Origin of the sequence: Methylobacterium phyllosphaerae (assembly GCF_001936175.1) — a bacterium.
GTDB classification, from domain to species: domain Bacteria; phylum Pseudomonadota; class Alphaproteobacteria; order Rhizobiales; family Beijerinckiaceae; genus Methylobacterium; species Methylobacterium fujisawaense.
This window is the reverse complement of the sequence record NZ_CP015367.1, coordinates 1,626,156-1,644,101: the sequence shown is the minus strand read 5'-3', so window position 1 is coordinate 1,644,101 and position 17,946 is coordinate 1,626,156. Positions and strand designations below refer to the sequence as shown.

The window sequence follows — 17,946 nt, the reverse complement described above, 5'->3', positions numbered from 1 at the left end:
GCGGAAAGAGCACCGTCGGCCTTCATGCTGCCGGAAAGGCGGTGTGGTCTCGGCGGCGGATCCGCCCGGACCTGCGCCCCGACCTGCGATCGTACCGTTGCCCGAAACCCTCGCCTCAGGCTTGCGCAGCGCCGGCTGGCTCGCCGGCCTGCCGGCCCTCGCGCTGATCTGGGCGAGTGCGACCCTCTACGCCGCCCCGCGGATCGCCGAGGGGCTCGAGGCCGAGGGGGCGGCGGTGGCGTCCGGCACGGCCACCGCCACCGGCGAGCCCTGGCTGCGCCTGGAGGCCAGCGGCCGCGACCTCGTGGCCGCCGGCGAGGCGCCGGACGTCGCCGAACGGGCCACCGTGCTGTCCCGCCTCGCGGCCCTGGACGGCCCCCGCCGCATCGTCTCCGAGGTCGGCATCGTGGAGACCGCCGCGCCCTTCCAGTGGGCGGCGATCCGCACCGGCCCGAACCGGATCGCCCTGGAGGGCAGCCGCCCGGTGGAGATCGGCCGGCGGGCCCTGGAGGCGCGGATCACCGGCGCCCTCCATCCCGGCACAGGCCTCGACGACACCGCCCGGGCCGCCCGGGGGGCGCCGCCGGACTTCGCCAGCGCGGCCGCGTTCCTGGCGGCCCGGCTCTCCGGCCTCGCCAAGGGCGGGCGGGCCGCCCTCAGCGACACCGTGCTCAGCCTCTCGGGCGAGGCCCTGGACGTGCCGGCCTACGAGGCCCTGCGGGCGGCGCTCTCGGACCCGCCGGAGGGCTTCAGCATCGGGCGGATCGAGATCCTGCCGCCCAAGGTGGCCGCGTACCGGTTCGCCGTGGAGAAATCCGGCCGGGGCGTCGTCCTCGACGGCTTCACCCCTTCGGCCGCAGACCGCGAGGCCGCCCTGCGCGCGGCCACCGAGGCGGCGGCCGGCGGCGCCGTGGAGGACCGGCTCCTGGCGGCCCGGGGCCTCGACCCCGCCATCGACCCGAAGGGCCTCATCGCCTTCGCGTTCAAGCTCGCCGAGCTGATCCAGTCCGGCCGCGTGGTCTTCCAGGACGGGGCGGTCTCGGTGACCGGCGACGCCATCGACGGGCAGGCGCTCCCGGACGCCGAGGCGCTGATGCGCGACGGCCGGCCCGCCGGCGTGGCAGCCGGGCCGGTGGCGCTCACGGCGCGGCCGCTCTCGCCCTACCGGGTGGCGATCCGCCGGACCGCCGATTCCGTACTCCTCACCGGGCATCTGCCGGACACCGCGACCCGGGAGCGGGTGCTCGCCGCCCTGCGCCCGCGCCTGTTCCGGGAACCGGTCATCGACCGCACCCGCCTCGCCGACGGCGCCCCGCCGGATCTCGGGGACGCGCTGGCCGCCGCCGCCCCGCTGGTGGCGAACCTCGCGGACGGGACCGTCACGGTCTCGGACCGCGCCCTGACCCTGACCGGCGAAAGCCTCTACCGGGAGGGCGCCGCCCGCACCCCGGACCGGCTGGCCGAGGCGCTGCCCCCCGGCTGGACCGGACAGGCCACCGTCACGGCCCGGGACGCCGCCGAGCGGCGCGACCCCGCCACCTGCCGCGCCGACTTCACCGCCGCCCTGGCCGGCACCGACCTGCGTTTCCCCGCCGGGGGCGCGGTCCTGACGCCGGCCTTCTACCCGACCCTCGACGCCCTCGCGGCCCTGGCCAAGACCTGCCCGTCGCTGCGCATCGCCGTCTCGGGGCCCGCCGACCCGGCCAAGCCGACCCCGACGCCGGCCGCCGGTCCGGCGGCCACGGGGGAGGGCGCGCCCGCCGCCGCACCGACCCAGATCGCCAGCGCCGCCAAGCCGGAGCCCCCCAAGGGGGATACGCCCAAGACGGAGACGCCCAAGGGGGAGACGCCCAAGGGGGACACACCCAAGGGGGACACGCCCAAGACGCGGGGCAAGCCGGATCACGCCAAGACCGAGGCCGGCAAGGCGGAAGCGGCCAAGAAGGACGCCAGGAAGGAGCCGGCCGCGCACGGCAAGGCTTCGGCGAAGAAGCCCGCCGAGGCCCCCGAGGAGCCGCCGCCCGACCTGCCGCGCCTGCGCGCCCAGGCGGTGGTGGAGTATCTCCTCCAGGCCGGCGCCCGACCGGAGCAGGTCATGGCCGGGCCGGACGGGCCGGCCGGCCCCGTCGTCTTCGCGCTGCTGCCGTGAGGGACATCCGCTCCGCCCCGCGCCCGGCCGCCGGGCCGCGCCCATCCGCGCGCATCGATCGCGCCCGCAGGGAGGCCGGACGGCCGTGACGCTGCTGCTCGCCGGATTCTGGCCCGGGCTCGCCGGGGCGGCCGCGCTCGGCCTCGTGGTCGGGGCGCTGGTCGGCTGGCCGGACCGGCTCGCCGCCTCGCTGGGACTTTGCGTGGTGGCGGGGCTCGTGGCCGCGGCGGCGCTCGCCGGGTTCGTGCCGGGCCTGCCCGGTCTGTGGCTCGACGGCGCGGGCCTGATCCTGCCGGTCTACTGCGCGGCCTGCGCCCTCGGGGCGCTGGGGCGCCGCCTCGTCGTCCGCGACTGAGGGTTCGGGAACCGGTCCGCCCCCCGGCGGCGTTCATCCGGCAACAGGGCCCCGAGGGCCCGCCCCGAACCCGGAGAGGCCGCGATGCCCTGGACCGTCGAAAGTCCCCATCCCGCGAAACGCCGCGCCGTCCGCCTGCCGCGCCCCCGCGCCGGCGCCGCCGCCACCGGCCTGTTCCTGGCCGGACTGATCCTCTCGGCCGCGACGGTGCCGCTGATCGAGCCCGCCGACGCCACCACCGCCACCCACACCACGCAGGCCGCGCTCACCCCTCCGGCCCGCTGAGCGAGGCAACCCGCGCCCGCCCCCGAGGGTTGTCCGCCGGGGCCCGTCCGGCCCGAACCGTGGGGGAGACGCGCATGGGACTGCTCGAATCGGCGATCGGCGGCGTGCTGGGCCAGGTGTTCGGCGGGCAGAAGCAGGGCGCCGGGGGCATGTCGCCCCTGGTGAAGGCGCTCTTGATGCTGCTGCTGGCCAAGGGCGCCAGCGGCGGCTTCGGCGACATCTTCGGGCGCGGGGGACGGGGCGAGCCGGGCCCCGAGGCCGACCGCTCCGGCGGCGCCGGCCCCTACGGCCGCGATCCCGGCCAGCACCCCGCCGATGCCGGCGGACGCCGCCCCGACGACGGGGGCGATATCGGCGGCTGGGACCAGTATGGCGGCCGCCGCGACGGGGGCCCGGAGAGGCCGACGGATCCGTCCCTCCCGCCCGGCGACTTCTCGGATCTGTCCGGCATGCTCGACGGCCCCGGCGACGCCCCGGCCCCGAGCCGCGCCGCCCCGGAGGGGCAGGGGGATCTCGGCGGCCTCGACGGGCTGGTGGACCGCTTCCGCCAGGGCGGCCTCGGCGACGTGATCGAGTCCTGGATCGGCCACGGCGCCAACCGCCCGGTGGCCCCGGACCAGCTCGCCCGGGCGCTCGGCCCCGACACGGTGGACACCCTCCAGAGCCAGACCGGGATGGACCGGGACACGCTTCTCGCGCAGCTCGCCCAGGCGTTGCCGGAGGTGGTGCACACGCTCACCCCGCAGGGGCGGGTGCCGGGAGAGGCGGAGCGGCGGGGGTGGTAGGAACAATGCTCACCCCTGTTCGAGACGCCTGCGCAGCGCTTGTATTATTGCCTCGAAATGCTCTTTGTTGTTTTCTACGTAAATCGAAATGCATGCCTTTCTAACTGTTAGTTCGGAAATGAAACCCATTTCTTGGCCAATTTTGGAGAAATATAGATGCACATCGGAAGTTGATAAGTCGATTTTTTCGAAAATTTTCACGATTTTGTCTTGCGAAACTTGAGGGCACAAGCATCTTTGCTGTAAAACTGATGCCAAACTCTCAACATTTTCATTGATATAATTGAAGACCGACAGCTCCGGGGTCGAGCCCGGCAATGTATAAGTTGAATTCGTTTCGTCCTCAAATTCTGTCTGGTCGCCATCGACAATAGCGATAGCTTTTATTTTAACTGTTGGATTTTTATTATGGTGCTGCATCACTTCGATCAAGAACGGATAACCTCCCGCTTTATGAACTTCAGCAGCATCCAACAATCTTGAGTCGATTTGTCTGAGCGCCTCTTCGAGCAAATCCTTAGCAAAATCGTCCTCAACAAAAACCGCAATCTGCTTCTCAACCTGTCCTTTGATAGCTCTTAAACTGTCAATTGATAGTTTTCCTTGGTATGCTTGCCCGTCAATACATGCCCATATTGCATTAGGCGGCAGTTTCTTAAGAGCATACTCTGAATGAGTCGTGAATATAACTTGACTTTTCTTTCTTTTAGCAACGTCAATTAAGTATTCTGTCATCTTCTCAGTAGCAACTGGATGCAATCCATTCTCAATCTCTTCGATCAAAATCAAGGCCTGATCGGGGGCCTGCTCTATGCTGGAGATCATTTCGATTACTGACGCTTCACCAGCACCAAAATGAAACTGAGAATAATCATTCTCATTTTGCATACCCAACATAAGATAGACGCTATCTTCTTTTTTTAATTTTGCAACACTATATCCCTTTAAATTCTTGCCCAGAACTGCGCCAGCCCTTCTTCTAATATCAGAACTCAATTCTTCGATTACGGCGCCTTCTTCTTTATAAATTCCAATAAATCGTTTGTATCTCGGCTGCTCGCTCGCGGGAACAGTCCTCTGAATCGGAACAACAACGACATCTCGATCAATCAAATATTCACGTCGCCATTTTGCCGAAACAAACCTAGCATTTCTAGCAATAGTCCCCGATTTATCGACACTTCTGTCTATTAACTCATACTCAATGCGCCAATCGGCCATCGAGTTATCGCTGACATTGGATTTTGGAAAAAAATCTCCAGGCTTAACAGCCTTATATGCTAACGCCGCGGCGCCTAGTATGGTCGATTTGCCACCAACATTCGTCCCGATTATCGCAGTAACAGGGAAATCAAGTGTTATCTTTTGGCCTTTGAAAGCTCGAACATTTGCTAGCTTTATCTCCATGAGATAATGCGCAAACGAGCGTTTTTTTACTTTTTCTGTTAAAGCCGCAATATCAGAAGGACGAATATCCATACCTGCGCCCTTAAGGAGACCTCACTCAATCAACTTGAGCGAGATTTCTGGCGCCGTGTCAACCCTAGATAGCGCTCGCTGGTGAGTCTTAAACCCGCCGCATCACCAGCGACGCATTCGTCCCGCCGAATCCAAAAGAATTCGACAGCACGACATCCACCCGCTTCCGCTTCGCCTCGAACGGCACCAGATCGATCTTGGTCTCGACCGAGGGGTTGTCGAGGTTGAGCGTCGGCGGGATGACGTTGTCGCGCAGGACGAGGATCGAAAAGATCGCCTCGACCGAGCCGGCGGCGCCCAGCAGGTGGCCCACCGAGCTCTTGGTGGACGACATGGTGGCGTTCGCGGCGGCATCGCCCAGGAGCCGCTCCACGGCCTTCAGCTCCAGCTCGTCGCCCATGGGCGTCGAGGTGCCGTGGGCGTTGATGTAGCCGATCTCGGACGGCGAAATCCCGGCCCGCTTCACCGCGGCGCTCATGCAGCGGAAGGCGCCGTCGCCGTCCGGGGACGGGGAGGTGATGTGGTAGGCGTCGCCCGAGAGGCCGTAGCCCACCACCTCGGCGTAGATCTTCGCGCCGCGGGCCTTGGCGTGCTCGTACTCCTCCAGCACCACGATGCCGGCGCCCTCGCCCATGAGGAAGCCGTCGCGGTCGCGGTCGTAGGGGCGGGAGGCCTTCTCCGGCGTGTCGTTGAAGCCCGTGGTCAGCGCCCGGCAGGCGGAGAAGCCCGCGATCGAGAGGCGGTTCACCGGCGATTCGGCTCCGCCCGCCACCATCACGTCGGCGTCGCCGAGCGCGATCAGGCGGCTCGCGTCGCCGATGGCGTGGGCGCCCGTGGAGCAGGCCGTCACGACCGCGTTGTTCGGGCCCTTCAGGCCGTGGGCGATCGAGACCTGGCCGGAGGCGAGGTTGATGATCCGGCCCGGGATGAAGAACGGCGAGATCCGGCGGGGCCCCTTCTCGTGCAGGGTCACGGAGGCGTCGTAGATGCCGCCGATGCCGCCGATGCCGGAGCCGATCAGCACGCCGGTGGCGCACTGGTCCTCGTGGCTCTTCGGCGCCCAGCCGGCATCCTTGAGGGCCTCGTCGGCCGCCGCCATCGCGTAGACGATGAACGGATCGACCTTCCGCTGCTCCTTCACCTCCATCACGAGGTCGGGGTTGAAGGTGCCGTCGGTGCCGTCGCCGAAGGGGACCTGCGCGGCGATCCGGCAGGGCAGGTCGGCGGATTCGAAGCCGCGGATCGGGCCGGCGCCGCTGTCGCCCGCGATCAGCCGGCTCCAGGTGTGCTCCACTCCGCAGCCGAGCGGCGTGACCATCCCCAGACCCGTGACCACCACCCGCCGCATGTGCCCTGTCCCGTCTTGAGGCGCAGCCCCGCCGGCAGAGCCGCGGTCGCGCATCGTCCTAACGTCCTCGGCGGCGGAATCGGTCCCGGCGGGACCCGTCACGCCTCCGAGCCTTGAAACGCATAACGGCGCGGGGGCTGTTTCGCCTCACCCGCGCCGCGTCAAACCCGGTCCCCGGCGCCTTTAGGCGGCGGAGTTCTTCTCCAGGAACTTCACGGCGTCGCCGACCGTCTGGATGGTCTCGGCAGCGTCGTCCGGGATCTCGACGTTGAACTCTTCCTCGAAGGCCATGACCAGCTCGACCGTGTCGAGGCTGTCGGCACCGAGGTCGTCGATGAAGTTGGCGCTCTCGACCACCTTCTCGGGCTCCACGCCCAGGTGCTCGACGACGATCTTCTTCACGCGCTCAGCGATATCGCTCATCGGTCTTCCGTCCTCGTCCTTTTGGTCTGTCAGTCTTCTCGGGGTGGTGCCGTGGCCGCGTCGCGCCCTTGCGGGCTTGTTGTGACGGGCCGGTGTCCGATCGCGCGTGCTTCTGAGGTGAACCGGCGCGTGAGCCGGGACGCCCCCGCCGGAGGGCCTTGGACTGAAAACCCGCTGAACCGTCAACCCCCTGTACGGCTGCGGGGCGTGGTAGCACAGGGTTCCCGCCCTGGCGAGGGCCCGTTCAGAAAGCCTTCATGGGTGTGGCACTTGCGTGTCGGCGGGGGTGATTCGCGCGCGATCGTCGCCGGTTCGAGACCGGTCTTCGCACACTAGTACATGGCCATACCGCCATTCACGTGCAGCGTGTGCCCGGTGACGTAGGCCGCCTCCGCGGAGGCGAGGTAGAGACAGGCCGCCGCCACCTCCGAGCCTTCGCCGAGCCGCCCGGCGGGCACGCGGGCGAGGATGCCCTCGCGCTGCTTCTCGTTGAGGGCGTCGGTCATGGGCGAGCTGATGAAGCCCGGGGCGATGCAGTTGACCGTGATCCCGCGCGAGGCGACCTCGGCGGCGAGCGCCTTTGTCATGCCCACGAGGCCGGCCTTGGCGGCGGCGTAGTTGCCCTGGCCGGGATTGCCGGTGCTGCCGACCACCGAGCCGATATTGACGATCCGTCCGGAGCGGCGGCGCATCATGCCCTTCACGGCGGCCCGCGACAGGCGGAAGGCGGCGGTGAGGTTGACGGCGATCACCTGCTCCCACTCCTCGTCCTTCATCCGCATGAACAGGTTGTCGCGGGTGATGCCGGCATTGTTCACGAGGATGTCCAGCGGGCCGATCGCGGCCTCGGCGGCCGGCACGAGGCCCTCCACCGAGTCCTTGTCGGAGAGGTCGGCCGCGACGGGGCTCGCGCGCTCGCCGAGTTCGGCGGCGAGCGCCTCCAGGGCCGCGGGCCGCGTGCCCGAGAGCGCCACGGTGGCGCCCTGGGCGTGCAGCGCCCGGGCGATCGCCTGGCCGAGGCCGCCGGTCGCGCCGGTGACGAGGGCCTTGCGGCCGGTGAGATCGAACATGCGGGGCTCCTGTCGGATCAGAGCGCGAAGGCGGCGACGTCGGCGGGCGTGCCGACCGCCGTGGCGCTCGCCTGGGGGGCGATGCGCTTGACGAGGCCGGTCAGCACCTTGCCGGCGCCGAGCTCGTAGAACCGGTCGACGCCCGTCGCCGCCATGGCGGCGACGCTCTCGCGCCAGCGCACGGTGCCGGTGACCTGCTCGACCAGGGCCGTGCGGATCGCCTCCGGATCGGAGACCGGGGCGGCCGCGACGTTGGCGTAGAGGGTGACGCGCGGGGCCTTCAGGGCGACGGCGGCCAGCGCCCGGGCCATGGCCTCGGCGGCCGGGGCCATCAGGCGGCAGTGGAACGGCGCCGAGACGTTGAGCATCACGGCGCGCTTGATCCCGCGGCCGGTGGCGATGCCGATGGCGCGCTCCACGGCCGGCCGGTCGCCGGAGAGCACCACCTGGCCGCCGCCGTTGTCGTTGGCGACGTCGCAGACCGCGCCGCCGCCGGCCTCGTCGGCCGCCGCCTCGGCGACGGATCGGGCGGAGTCGAGATCGGTGCCGATCAGCGCCGCCATGGCGCCCGCGCCCGGCGCCACCGCCTCCTGCATCGCCTCGCCGCGCAGGCGCAGCAGCTTGGCGGCATCCGCGATCGTCAGGCTGCCGGCGGCCGCGAGGGCCGCGTACTCGCCCAGCGAATGGCCGGCCACGCAGGCCACGTCGCGTTCGAGGTCGAGGCCGCGCTCGGCCTCCAGCACGCGCAGCACCGCGAGGCTCGCCGCCATCAGGGCCGGCTGGGCGTTGGCGGTGAGGGTCAGCTCCTCGACCGGCCCCTCGAACATCAGCCGCGACAGGTTCTGGTTCAGGGCGGCGTCGACCTCGTCGAGGACGGCCCGGGCCTGCGGGAAGGCCTCCGCGAGGTCCCGCGCCATGCCGACCGCCTGACTGCCCTGGCCGGGAAAGATGAGTGCGCGCATGTTGCGTCCTGATCGCCGGCACCTTTCGGCGCGCGAACGCCGCCCGTGTCGGCCGAAACTCTGGAATGGGGCGCGCACTCGCACCCGCGGCCGTGGGTGTCAACAATGCGCCGCACCATGACGCCGCACCCACGCCGCACCGACGCCGCACCCGGGTCTCGGCGCGCCCGGCCCGCAGCGCTCGCCGGAGGCGCGCCCGGCGCAACCCGCTGTGCTTGTTGCACAACGGCATCCGGTGTAGAGTGGCGCCATACCCGACATCTTCCGTCGCTCAAGCCCAAGGAGCCGCCCCGCATGGCGCGCGTCACCGTCGAAGACTGCATCGAGAAGGTCGAGAACCGCTTCGAGCTGGTGCTGCTGGCGAGCCACCGGGCCCGCCTCCTAGCCGCCGGCGCCCCCCTGACCATCGACCGCGACCGCGACAAGAACCCCGTCGTGGCCCTGCGCGAGATCGGCGACGAGACGATCACGGCCGACGACCTCAAGGAGCAGCTGATCCACTCGATGCAGAAATACGTCGAGGTGGACGAGCCGGAGGCCGAGACCGTGCCGCTGCTGTCGAGCTCGCCGGCCGCCGCCGCGGTGGCGCCCCAGTCCTCCAGCGACGACGCGGCGGTCCAGTTCGACCGCATGAGCGAGGAAGATCTGCTCCGCGGCCTCGAGAACCTCGCCCCGCCGGTCGAGACCGACGACGAGGGCGAGTGAGCCGGACACCGTGGGCCTGGACGCGCACGACCTGACCGAGACCGGACCCGGCGGAGACGCCGGGTTCTCTCGTTCCGAGGCCGGCCCGGCGCCGGAGGGTTTTCCCCCGCCGGGGGCTGGCGCCGGCCCGGCGGTTGCGGAACAATCGCGCGTGATCCCGACCCCACGCACGACCCAGGAAGCCCCGGCCCCGTCCCGGCGGATGATGCGCCAGTACGAGCTCGTGGAGCGGGTCAAGCGCTACAATCCGGCCGCCGACGAGGCGCTGCTCAACCGCGCCTACGTGTACGCCATGCAGGCGCACGGCACGCAGAAGCGCGCCTCGGGCGACCCGTTCTTCGCCCACCCCCTCGAAGTCGCCGCGATCCTCACGGACCTCCACCTCGACGACGCCACCATCGTGGCCGCGGTCCTGCACGACACCGTGGAGGATACCGAGGCGACGCTGGAGGAGATCCGCCGGCTGTTCGGGCCGGAGATCGGCGCCCTGGTCGACGGCCTGACCAAGCTTAAGCGCCTCGACCTCGTCTCCAAGCAGGCGGCGCAGGGCGAGAACTTCCGCAAGCTGCTGCTCGCGGTGGCGGCGGATGTGCGCGTGCTGCTGGTCAAGCTCGCCGACCGCCTGCACAACATGCGCACCCTCCAGCACATGCGGGAGGACAAGCGCCACCGCATCGCGCAGGAGACGCTCGACATCTACGCGCCGCTCTCCGGCCGCATGGGCATGCAGGAGTTGCGCGAGGAGCTGGAGGATCTGGCCTTCCGCAACCTGGAGCCGGAGGTCTACGCCACCATCACGCAGCGGCTGGCGCGGCTCACCGCCAAGTCCGAGAGCGTGGTCGAGACCATCGCGCAGGTGCTCACCGAGAAGCTCGCCGCGCAAGGCATCACCGCGGAGGTGAGCGGCCGGCAGAAGCGGCCCTTCTCGATCTGGTCGAAGATGGAGCGCAAGTCCGTCGCCTTCGAGCAGCTCTCCGACATCTTCGGCTTCCGGGTCGTCGTCAACACCGTGCAGGAATGCTACGCGGCGCTGGGCATCGTCCACACCAGCTGGCCGATGGTTCCGGGCCGTTACAAGGACTACATCTCGACCCCGAAGCAGAACGATTACCGCTCGATCCACACCACGGTCATCGGGCCGAAGAGCCAGCGCGTCGAGCTGCAGATCCGCACCTGCGCCATGGACGACATCGCCGAGTACGGCATCGCGGCCCACGCGCATTACAAGGAAGTCGGCGCCGAGCTGGTCAAGGATCCGGGACGCGCCGAGGGCAGCGTGCATCCGCGGCTCGCCGGCGAGAGCGGCGCTTACCAATGGTTGCGCCGGACCATCGAACTCCTCGCCGAGGGCGACAGCCCGGAGGAGTTCCTGGAGCACACCAAGCTGGAGCTGTTCCAGGACCAGGTGTTCTGCTTCACCCCGAAGGGCCGGCTGATCGCCCTGCCGCGGGGGGCCACGCCGATCGACTTCGCCTACGCCGTGCATACCGACGTCGGCAACACGGCGGTGGGTGCCAAGATCAACGGCCGGATGGCGCCGCTTCTGCACGAACTCGCCAACGGCGACGAGGTCGAGATCAGCCGCTCCGACGGCGCCTCGCCCCCGGCCGCCTGGGAATCGCTCGTCGTGACCGGCAAGGCGCGGGCGGCGATCCGGCGGGCGACCCGGGCCGCCGTGCGCCGGCAATATGCGGGCCTCGGCCGCCAGATCCTGGACCGGGCCTTCGAGCGCGCCGCCAAGACCTTCTCGGAGGACAAGCTGCGCGGCGCCCTGCCGCGGCTCGCCCGCGCCACCACCGAGGACGTGTTCGCCGCCGTGGGGCGGGGCGAGATGTTCTCGGGCGACGTCGTCCGCGCCGTCTATCCCGACCACCGCGACGAGCGCCGGCCTTCCCCCGCGCAGGGGGCCGCCAACGGCGCCGGCCGGCTGGTCCGCTCGGCCGACCAGACCATGCGGCTCACCTTCCAGGGCGCCGACGGCAAGGAGGGCGCCGAGGATCGCAGCGACGCGATCCCGATCCGGGGCCTCGCGGGCGACCTTCCCGTGACCTTCGCGCCGAATGGCGGCGCGGTCCCGGGGGATCGCATCGTCGGCATCCTGACTCCCGGCGTCGGGGTCACCGTCTACCCGATCCAGTCGGCGGCCCTCGCCGCCTTCGACAACGAGCCGGAGCGCTGGCTGGACGTCCGCTGGGACACGGAGGCGCTGGGCGGCGAGCGCTTCCCCGCCCGCCTGGCGCTGAAGTCGATCAACGAGCCGGGCGTGTTCGCCCAGATCGCCCAGGTGATCGCCGACCACGACGGCAACATCGACAACATCTCGATGAAGCGGCGCACCCAGGATTTCACCGACATCACGATCGACCTGTCGGTCTGGGATCTCCAGCATCTCAACGCGATCATCGCCGAGCTGCGCGGCAAGCGCCCGGTCAACAGCGTGGAGCGCGTCAACGGCTGAGGCCGGGTGCCCGCGCACGGCCGGGCCCCGACGCATCTGAGGTTTACGGGATCGACTTCCGTAAACCTCTTTCTTCAGCGCAGAAGCCCATTCGATCAATCTCCCGAGCCATTGATCCAGGTTTCCAGAGCCGCACATCTCCGTGCTCTGCTTGACACGGACGCGTTTGAAACGAATGGTCCGGTCGCCAGAGCGGCGGCCGCACGCACACGGACCGCGTCGTTACGCGCTGGATTGCAAAGCTTGGCGCCCCCGATCGCGGAGCACCGCCCCGGCCAGTCGCCGTCGGCGGACCCTGGCCGTTTAATCAGACGATTTCCTGTCACCCACGATTTTCCGGGATCTGACCTGTTCATGCCCACAACCCAACGCAGCGCCATCTTCATCGACGGCGCCAATCTCTATGCCACCACCAAGGCCCTCGGTTTCGACATCGATTACAAGAAGCTGCTCAAGGAATTTCAATCGCGCGAGAACCTTCTGCGCGCATTTTACTATACCGCCATGATCGAGGATCAGGAATATTCATCGATCCGCCCCCTGATCGACTGGCTCGACTACAACGGCTACCGCGTCGTGACCAAGCCCGTGAAGGAGTTCACGGATTCGATGGGCCGGCGGAAGTACAAGGGCAACATGGACATCGAGCTGGCGATCGACGCCCTCGAACTCAGCACGCATATCGATCACATGATCCTGTTCTCGGGCGACGGCGATTTCCGCTCGCTGGTCGAGGCGATGCAGCGGCGGGGCGTCAAGGTGACGGTGATCTCCACGATCCAGACCCAGCCGGCGATGATCTCCGACGAGTTGCGGCGGCAGGCCGACGAGTTCGTCGACCTCGCGAGCCTCGCGGGCCGGATCGGGCGCGATCCGGGCGAGCGTCCGGTCCGGGCGCCCGGCGAGGCGCCGAGCCGTTACCGCGGGGAGGGCCGGACGAACCCGGGCCTGGAGAACCGCTACGGCATCCGCCAGCCGGAAGCCGAGGAGTAGGCCCTCAGGCGCCCGGCCGGTCGAGCCAGGCGAGAACCTGCCGGGCGCTCTGGTCCGGCGGGAAGACCGGGTAGAACAGCGCGCTCACCACGCCGTCGTCGATCACCAGGGTCAGGCGGCGCAGCAGCACCGCGCCGCCGGCCTCGAAGACCGGCAGGCGCGCCGCCATGGCGAAGGCCCGGTGCGGGTCGGCGAGGAGCGGGAAGGGCAGGTGCAGGCGCTCGGCCGCCTCCCGCTGGTAGGCGCTCGTCTGGGTCGAGAGGCCGAAGACCTGGGCCACGCCCCGGGCCTTCAGCTCGGCGTGGTGGTCGCGGAAATCGCAGGCCTGCGGCGTGCAGCCCCGGGCACCCGGGATCGCGTCCCAGTCGGGGGTGAGGCCGGGCTTCCCCGGCTCGCCGGTGCGCGGATACGCGTAGGCGACCGTGCGCCCGGAGAGCCGCGCCAGCGAGACGGTGCGTCCATCCGTTGCGGTGAGCGCCACGTCGGGCAGGCGCATCCCGCGGAGATGGGCGGCCGCGCCGTCATCGACGGGAACGGGCAGGTCGTCGGGCAGGACGTCGTGGCTGGATGGCATGGGCCGCACCTCGTATGCGCGAGTCCGGGCCGCCGCACCGGCGGAGGCGGGATCATGCGACGGCGCGGGATCGCCGCCAAGGCGATCCTGTCCGCGCCCCCGGCGCATCCGGCTAAGCCCCACCGGTCCCGGGACCTAGGCCCGCAACCTAGCCCCGGTCGCGCAGCAGCCGGGCCCGGTCGCGCTGCCAGTCGCGCTCCTTCACCGCCTCGCGCTTGTCGTGGGCCTGCTTGCCCTTGCCGAGGCCCAGCTCGACCTTCGCCCGCCCCTGGTCGTTGAAGTAGATCTTGAGCGGCACCACCGTGTAGCCCTGCCGCTGGGTCGCGCCGATCAGCTTGTTGATCTGGCGGCGGTGCAGCAGCAGCCGGCGGGGGCGCTTGGTGTCGTGGTTGAAGCGGTTCGCCTCCAGGTATTCCGGGATGTAGGCGTTGAACAGCATCAGGTCGTTGCCGGAGGGACCGGCATAGGCCTCGCCGATCGTCGCCTTGCCGCCGCGCAGGGACTTCACCTCGGTGCCGGTCAGCGCGATGCCGGCCTCGAGGGTGTCCTCGATGGTGTAGTGGTAGCGCGCGGCGCGGTTGTCGGCGACGATCCGCCGGCTGGGCTCCGGTTTCGGGGCCATGCGGGTGCCTCTCAGTCGACCAGGAGCCCGGCATGCCGCAGGGCGTCGTCCACGATGCGCTTCGTGGGCTCCGTCACCGGCACGAGCGGCAGGCGCAGCTCCTCCTGCATGTGGCCGAGCCGGGCGAGCGCGTACTTCACCGGCGCCGGGTTGGCCTCGGCGAACAGGCCGGTCTGGAGCGGGAACAGCTTGTCCTGGAGGGTCAGCGCCCTGGCGTAGTCCCCCGACAGCGTCGCCTCCTGGAGGTCGGCGCAGAGACGCGGGGCGACGTTCGCCACCACCGAGATGCAGCCGTGGCCGCCCTGGGCGTTGTAGCCGAGCGCCGTCGCATCTTCGCCTGAAAGCTGGATGAAGCTCGCACCCATGGCCTGTCGCTGCTGGCTGACGCGGTCGATCTTGGCGGTCGCGTCCTTCACGCCGGCGATGTTCTTCAATTCGAAGAGCCGGGCCATCGTCTCGACACTCATGTCGATGACGGAGCGCGGCGGGATATTGTAGATGATAATCGGAATGCCGACCGCATCGTTGACGGCCTTGAAGTGGGCGTAGAGGCCCGCCTGCGTCGGCTTGTTGTAGTACGGCGTCACCACGAGGACGGCGTCGGCCCCCGCGCGCTCGGCGTGCTGCGCCCGCTCGACCGCCTCGGCGGTGGAGTTGGAGCCCGCACCCGCCACGACCGGCACGCGCCCGCCCGCCTCGTCGATGCAGGCCTCGACCACCCGGTCGTGCTCGGAATGGGTGAGGGTCGGGCTCTCGCCGGTGGTGCCGGTCGGCACGAGGCCGTGGCTGCCCTGCTCGATCTGCCAGCGCACGAATTTCCGGAAGGCGGCTTCGTCGAAGGCCCCGTCGCGGAAGGGCGTCACAAGCGCGGTGAGCGAGCCCCGCAGGCGGCTCCCGGTCATCTCGGTCATCTCAGGCGTCCCAAAGGGTCCCAGTTGGGATTTCGGCGGTCTCGGCGCCGCACGCGGTCCGCATCGTACGGGCGCGGACGGGCAGACATAGGCGGTCGCGCCACGGCGCGCAAACAGATCGTCGCGACGGTTAACGCGATCTTAATGGTCGCGGCCTCATCCTCGACCTTTCCCGTTCCGGTAATCAGAAGGGGGGAATCGTGACCCGATCCGCGGCCTCGCATCCGGCCTCGAAGCGCACGTCCCTCGCCGCCGCGGCGCTCATCGCCACCGTCGGCGTCGCGCTCGCCGGCCCGGTCGGCCCCGAGCCGTCCGCGACGCTCCCGGCCTCGCAGCCCCCGGCCTCGCAGTCCCCGGCCTCGCAGTCCCCGGCCTCGCAGCCCACGCCGCCAGCGAGCGACGCGCTCCTCCCCACCGGCCAGGTCCAGGGCATGCAGGCCGTGAAGGCCGCCGACCCGGTCGCCGCCGATGCCCTGAAGCTCGACCCGGTCCACGCCTCCGGCGGCGACGACAAGGGCGAGGAACCCGCACGGCCGCTGCCGGCCGCGGCCTCGGCCTACGCCTCCGCCGACCCGGATGCCCCGGTGGCCTTCCCGCTGCCCGACGCCGCCGTCACCCCGGCGGCCCCGGTGCCCGAGGTGCCCGATCCCGCGCGGCCGAAGATCTCCGGCGACACCGACCCGACGCTGCTGCGCGGCGCCATCGACCTCTACCGCAAGGGCCGGGTCGCGGACGGCGACCGGATGCGCGACACCTTCACCGATCCGGCCGCGAAGGCGCTGCTCGAATGGGTGGCGATCCGCGCGGGCGCCGGGATCGGCTTCAACCGCACGGTCGCCTTCGTCCGGGCCAATCCGGACTGGCCGGCCGGCCCGCTGCTGCGCCGCCGGGCCGAGGAGGCGCTGCTCTCCGAGCGGAAATCCCCCGCGATCGTCCGGGCCTATTTCGCCACGGCGAAGCCGGCCAGCGCGCCGGGCAAGTTCGCCCTGGCGCTGGCGCTGCGCGCCGAGGGCTGCGAGGCCGACGCCGCCGAGATGGTCCGCGACCTCTGGCGCACCGAGAGCTTCGGGCGCAGCCTGGAGGCCAAGGTGCTCGACGCCTTCCCGGACGTGCTCACCCGAATCGACCATCGCTACCGGATGGAGCGGGCGCTCCTGAAGGACGATTGGGAGAGTGCCGGCCGGGCGGCCGGCTACGCGGGCGGTGGCTATGCCAGCCTCGTGCGCGCCCGCCGGGCCGTGGAGGACAAGTCCTCCGGCGCCGCGGCCGCGCTCGCCGCGGTGCCGCCGTCCCTGCGCGGGGACGCCTCCTACATCTTCTCCCGGGCGCAGTATTTCCGCCGGGCCGACAAGCCCGAGGCCGCCGCCGCCGTGCTCGCCACGGCGCCGACCAATCCGGACGTGCTGGTCGACGGCGACGAGTGGTGGATCGAGCGCCGGATCGTGGCGCGCAAGCTCCTCGACCTCGGCGATGCCAAGACCGCCTACGCGGTCGCCAGCGCCCCGGCGGCGCGCAGCCCGGAGAAGCGGATCGAGGCCGAGTTCCACGCCGGCTGGATCGCCCTGCGCTTCGCCGGCGATCCGGCGAGCGCCGCGCAGCACTTCGCCCGGATGGCCACGGTCGCGGAGAGCCCGATCTCGCTGGCGCGGGCCGCCTACTGGCAGGGTCGGGCGGCCGAGGCCCTCGGGCAAAAGGACGAGGCGAAGCGCTTCTACGAGCGGGCGGCCCTCCAGCCGATCGCCTATTACGGCCAGGTGGCCCGGGCGCGGCTCGGCCAGACGAGCCTGCCCCTGCGGGCGCCCGCGGACCTCGAGGGGGCCGAACGGCAGGCATTCGAGGGCCGGCTCTCCATCCGCGCCCTGCGCCTCCTCGGCGAGGCCGGGATCAAGGAGCTGGCCCTGCCGCTCTACATCGACGCCGCCCGGGACCTCTCCGACCCGCGCGAGCTCCAGGCGCTCGGCGACCTCGCCACCGACATGAAGGATCCCCGCGCCCTGGTGGCGATCGGCAAGCTCGCGGTGCAGCGCGGCCTGCCTCTGGACGCCCACGCCTACCCGACGATCGGCATCCCCACCTACGAGACCTTCACGGCGGTGCCGCAGGTGGAGCGGGCCATGGTCTACGCCATCGCCCGGCAGGAGAGCCAGTTCGACCCGCGGGCGCAATCGGGCGTGGGGGCGCGGGGCCTGATGCAGATGATGCCGGCCACGGCGCAACGCACCGCCCGCCGGGTCTCGGCCGCGTTCGACGTCGACCGCCTGACCAGCGATCCCGCCTATTGCGCGAAGCTCGGCCAAGCCCATCTCGGCGAGCTGATGGAGGATTGGCGCGGCTCCTACGTGCTCGCCTTCGCCTCCTACAATGCCGGCGGCGGCAACGTGAAGAAGTGGATCGACGCCTACGGCGACCCGCGCCGGGGCGACGTCGACGTGATCGACTGGGTGGAGCGCATCCCCTTCACCGAGACGCGCAACTACGTACAGCGGGTGATGGAGAACCTGCAGGTCTACCGCTCGCGGCTCGACAGCCGCAGCGCCCTGTTGATCGACGGCGACCTCCACCGCGGGGCGCGGTAGGGTCCCGGAATGAGGCGCGGCCCCCTCTCTCGTGCGGGAGAGGGGGCGCGGGCGCCCCTTCCGGCACGCGGCTGACCATCACGGCGCGCGGAGGGTCGACACCCGCTCGACGCGCGAGACTCTCCCATTCGCGCCGCGGCCCTCCGATACCGACACCCGATTTTCCCGCATTCCGCTCCGCCGCGGCATAGCTTTTGGTTGTGCCTCCCGTGCTTGGCTCCCTAGAAGATGGGCCGGTCCGCCTTGACCGG

General features: G+C 70.1%; 16 protein-coding genes. 8 read left to right on the top strand and 8 right to left on the bottom strand.

Annotated elements, in window-relative coordinates; genetic code table 11:
• The first annotated feature begins 97 nt into the window (after window positions 1-97).
• The 4 genes from MCBMB27_RS07195 (at window position 98) to MCBMB27_RS07180 (ending at window position 3,574) form a co-directional block, all read left to right on the top strand.
• Window positions 98-2,149: a hypothetical protein gene (locus MCBMB27_RS07195; RefSeq protein ID WP_075380137.1), complete on the top strand. Its 2,052-nt coding sequence runs from the start codon at window positions 98-100 to the stop codon at window positions 2,147-2,149.
• An 85-nt stretch (window positions 2,150-2,234) separates the two neighbouring features.
• Window positions 2,235-2,504: a hypothetical protein gene (locus MCBMB27_RS07190; protein ID WP_043757120.1), complete on the top strand. Its 270-nt coding sequence runs from the start codon at window positions 2,235-2,237 to the stop codon at window positions 2,502-2,504.
• An 84-nt stretch (window positions 2,505-2,588) separates the two neighbouring features.
• Window positions 2,589-2,789, top strand: a complete 201-nt coding sequence (locus tag MCBMB27_RS07185; RefSeq protein ID WP_043355950.1) for a hypothetical protein — start codon at window positions 2,589-2,591, stop codon at window positions 2,787-2,789.
• Window positions 2,790-2,863: 74 nt separating this feature from the next.
• The gene (locus MCBMB27_RS07180) at window positions 2,864-3,574 is read left to right on the top strand and encodes a YidB family protein (RefSeq protein WP_075380136.1); all 711 of its coding nucleotides are present in this window, start codon (window positions 2,864-2,866) and stop codon (window positions 3,572-3,574) included.
• Window positions 3,575-3,583: 9 nt separating this feature from the next.
• Here MCBMB27_RS07180 and MCBMB27_RS07175 read toward each other — a convergent pair whose 3' ends face one another.
• The 5 genes from MCBMB27_RS07175 to fabD form a co-directional block, all read right to left on the bottom strand.
• Window positions 3,584-5,053: an ATP-dependent nuclease gene (locus MCBMB27_RS07175; RefSeq protein WP_075381894.1), complete on the bottom strand. Its 1,470-nt coding sequence runs from the start codon at window positions 5,051-5,053 to the stop codon at window positions 3,584-3,586.
• An 88-nt stretch (window positions 5,054-5,141) separates the two neighbouring features.
• Window positions 5,142-6,401: a beta-ketoacyl-ACP synthase II gene (gene fabF / locus MCBMB27_RS07170; protein ID WP_075380135.1), complete on the bottom strand. Its 1,260-nt coding sequence runs from the start codon at window positions 6,399-6,401 to the stop codon at window positions 5,142-5,144.
• Window positions 6,402-6,584: 183 nt separating this feature from the next.
• Window positions 6,585-6,824 (bottom strand): acyl carrier protein, encoded by a 240-nt coding sequence (locus MCBMB27_RS07165; protein WP_007559070.1) that lies wholly within the window; start codon window positions 6,822-6,824, stop codon window positions 6,585-6,587.
• A gap of 332 nt (window positions 6,825-7,156) precedes the next feature.
• The gene (gene fabG, locus MCBMB27_RS07160) at window positions 7,157-7,894 is read right to left on the bottom strand and encodes a 3-oxoacyl-[acyl-carrier-protein] reductase (RefSeq protein ID WP_043355943.1); all 738 of its coding nucleotides are present in this window, start codon (window positions 7,892-7,894) and stop codon (window positions 7,157-7,159) included.
• Window positions 7,895-7,911: 17 nt separating this feature from the next.
• Entirely contained in the window at window positions 7,912-8,856 is a 945-nt protein-coding gene (gene fabD / locus MCBMB27_RS07155; protein WP_043355941.1) for an ACP S-malonyltransferase, read from the bottom strand.
• A 294-nt stretch (window positions 8,857-9,150) separates the two neighbouring features.
• Between fabD and rpoZ the strand changes: the two genes are divergently transcribed.
• The 3 genes from rpoZ to MCBMB27_RS07140 all read left to right on the top strand — a co-directional run bounded on the left by rpoZ (window position 9,151) and on the right by MCBMB27_RS07140 (window position 13,012).
• Window positions 9,151-9,561 carry a DNA-directed RNA polymerase subunit omega gene (gene rpoZ / locus MCBMB27_RS07150; protein WP_010685409.1) on the top strand — a complete coding sequence of 137 codons (411 nt, stop codon included), beginning with the start codon at window positions 9,151-9,153 and terminating at the stop codon, window positions 9,559-9,561.
• A 202-nt stretch (window positions 9,562-9,763) separates the two neighbouring features.
• Window positions 9,764-12,019, top strand: a complete 2,256-nt coding sequence (locus tag MCBMB27_RS07145) for a RelA/SpoT family protein (protein WP_043355937.1) — start codon at window positions 9,764-9,766, stop codon at window positions 12,017-12,019.
• Between the two features lie 354 nt (window positions 12,020-12,373).
• Window positions 12,374-13,012, top strand: coding sequence for a LabA-like NYN domain-containing protein (locus MCBMB27_RS07140; protein ID WP_043383019.1), 639 nt, complete (start codon window positions 12,374-12,376; stop codon window positions 13,010-13,012).
• 4 nt (window positions 13,013-13,016) lie between these two features.
• Here MCBMB27_RS07140 and MCBMB27_RS07135 read toward each other — a convergent pair whose 3' ends face one another.
• The 3 genes from MCBMB27_RS07135 to dapA form a co-directional block, all read right to left on the bottom strand.
• Window positions 13,017-13,586 (bottom strand): peroxiredoxin, encoded by a 570-nt coding sequence (locus MCBMB27_RS07135; protein ID WP_043355932.1) that lies wholly within the window; start codon window positions 13,584-13,586, stop codon window positions 13,017-13,019.
• A gap of 148 nt (window positions 13,587-13,734) precedes the next feature.
• The gene (smpB, locus tag MCBMB27_RS07130) at window positions 13,735-14,208 is read right to left on the bottom strand and encodes an SsrA-binding protein SmpB (protein WP_043355930.1); all 474 of its coding nucleotides are present in this window, start codon (window positions 14,206-14,208) and stop codon (window positions 13,735-13,737) included.
• A gap of 11 nt (window positions 14,209-14,219) precedes the next feature.
• The gene (gene dapA / locus MCBMB27_RS07125; protein ID WP_043383024.1) at window positions 14,220-15,119 is read right to left on the bottom strand and encodes a 4-hydroxy-tetrahydrodipicolinate synthase; all 900 of its coding nucleotides are present in this window, start codon (window positions 15,117-15,119) and stop codon (window positions 14,220-14,222) included.
• A gap of 200 nt (window positions 15,120-15,319) precedes the next feature.
• On the opposite strand from dapA, the gene MCBMB27_RS07120 reads away from it, so the two are divergent.
• Window positions 15,320-17,695, top strand: coding sequence for a lytic transglycosylase domain-containing protein (locus tag MCBMB27_RS07120; RefSeq protein WP_091954935.1), 2,376 nt, complete (start codon window positions 15,320-15,322; stop codon window positions 17,693-17,695).
• The last annotated feature ends 251 nt before the right edge of the window (window positions 17,696-17,946 follow it).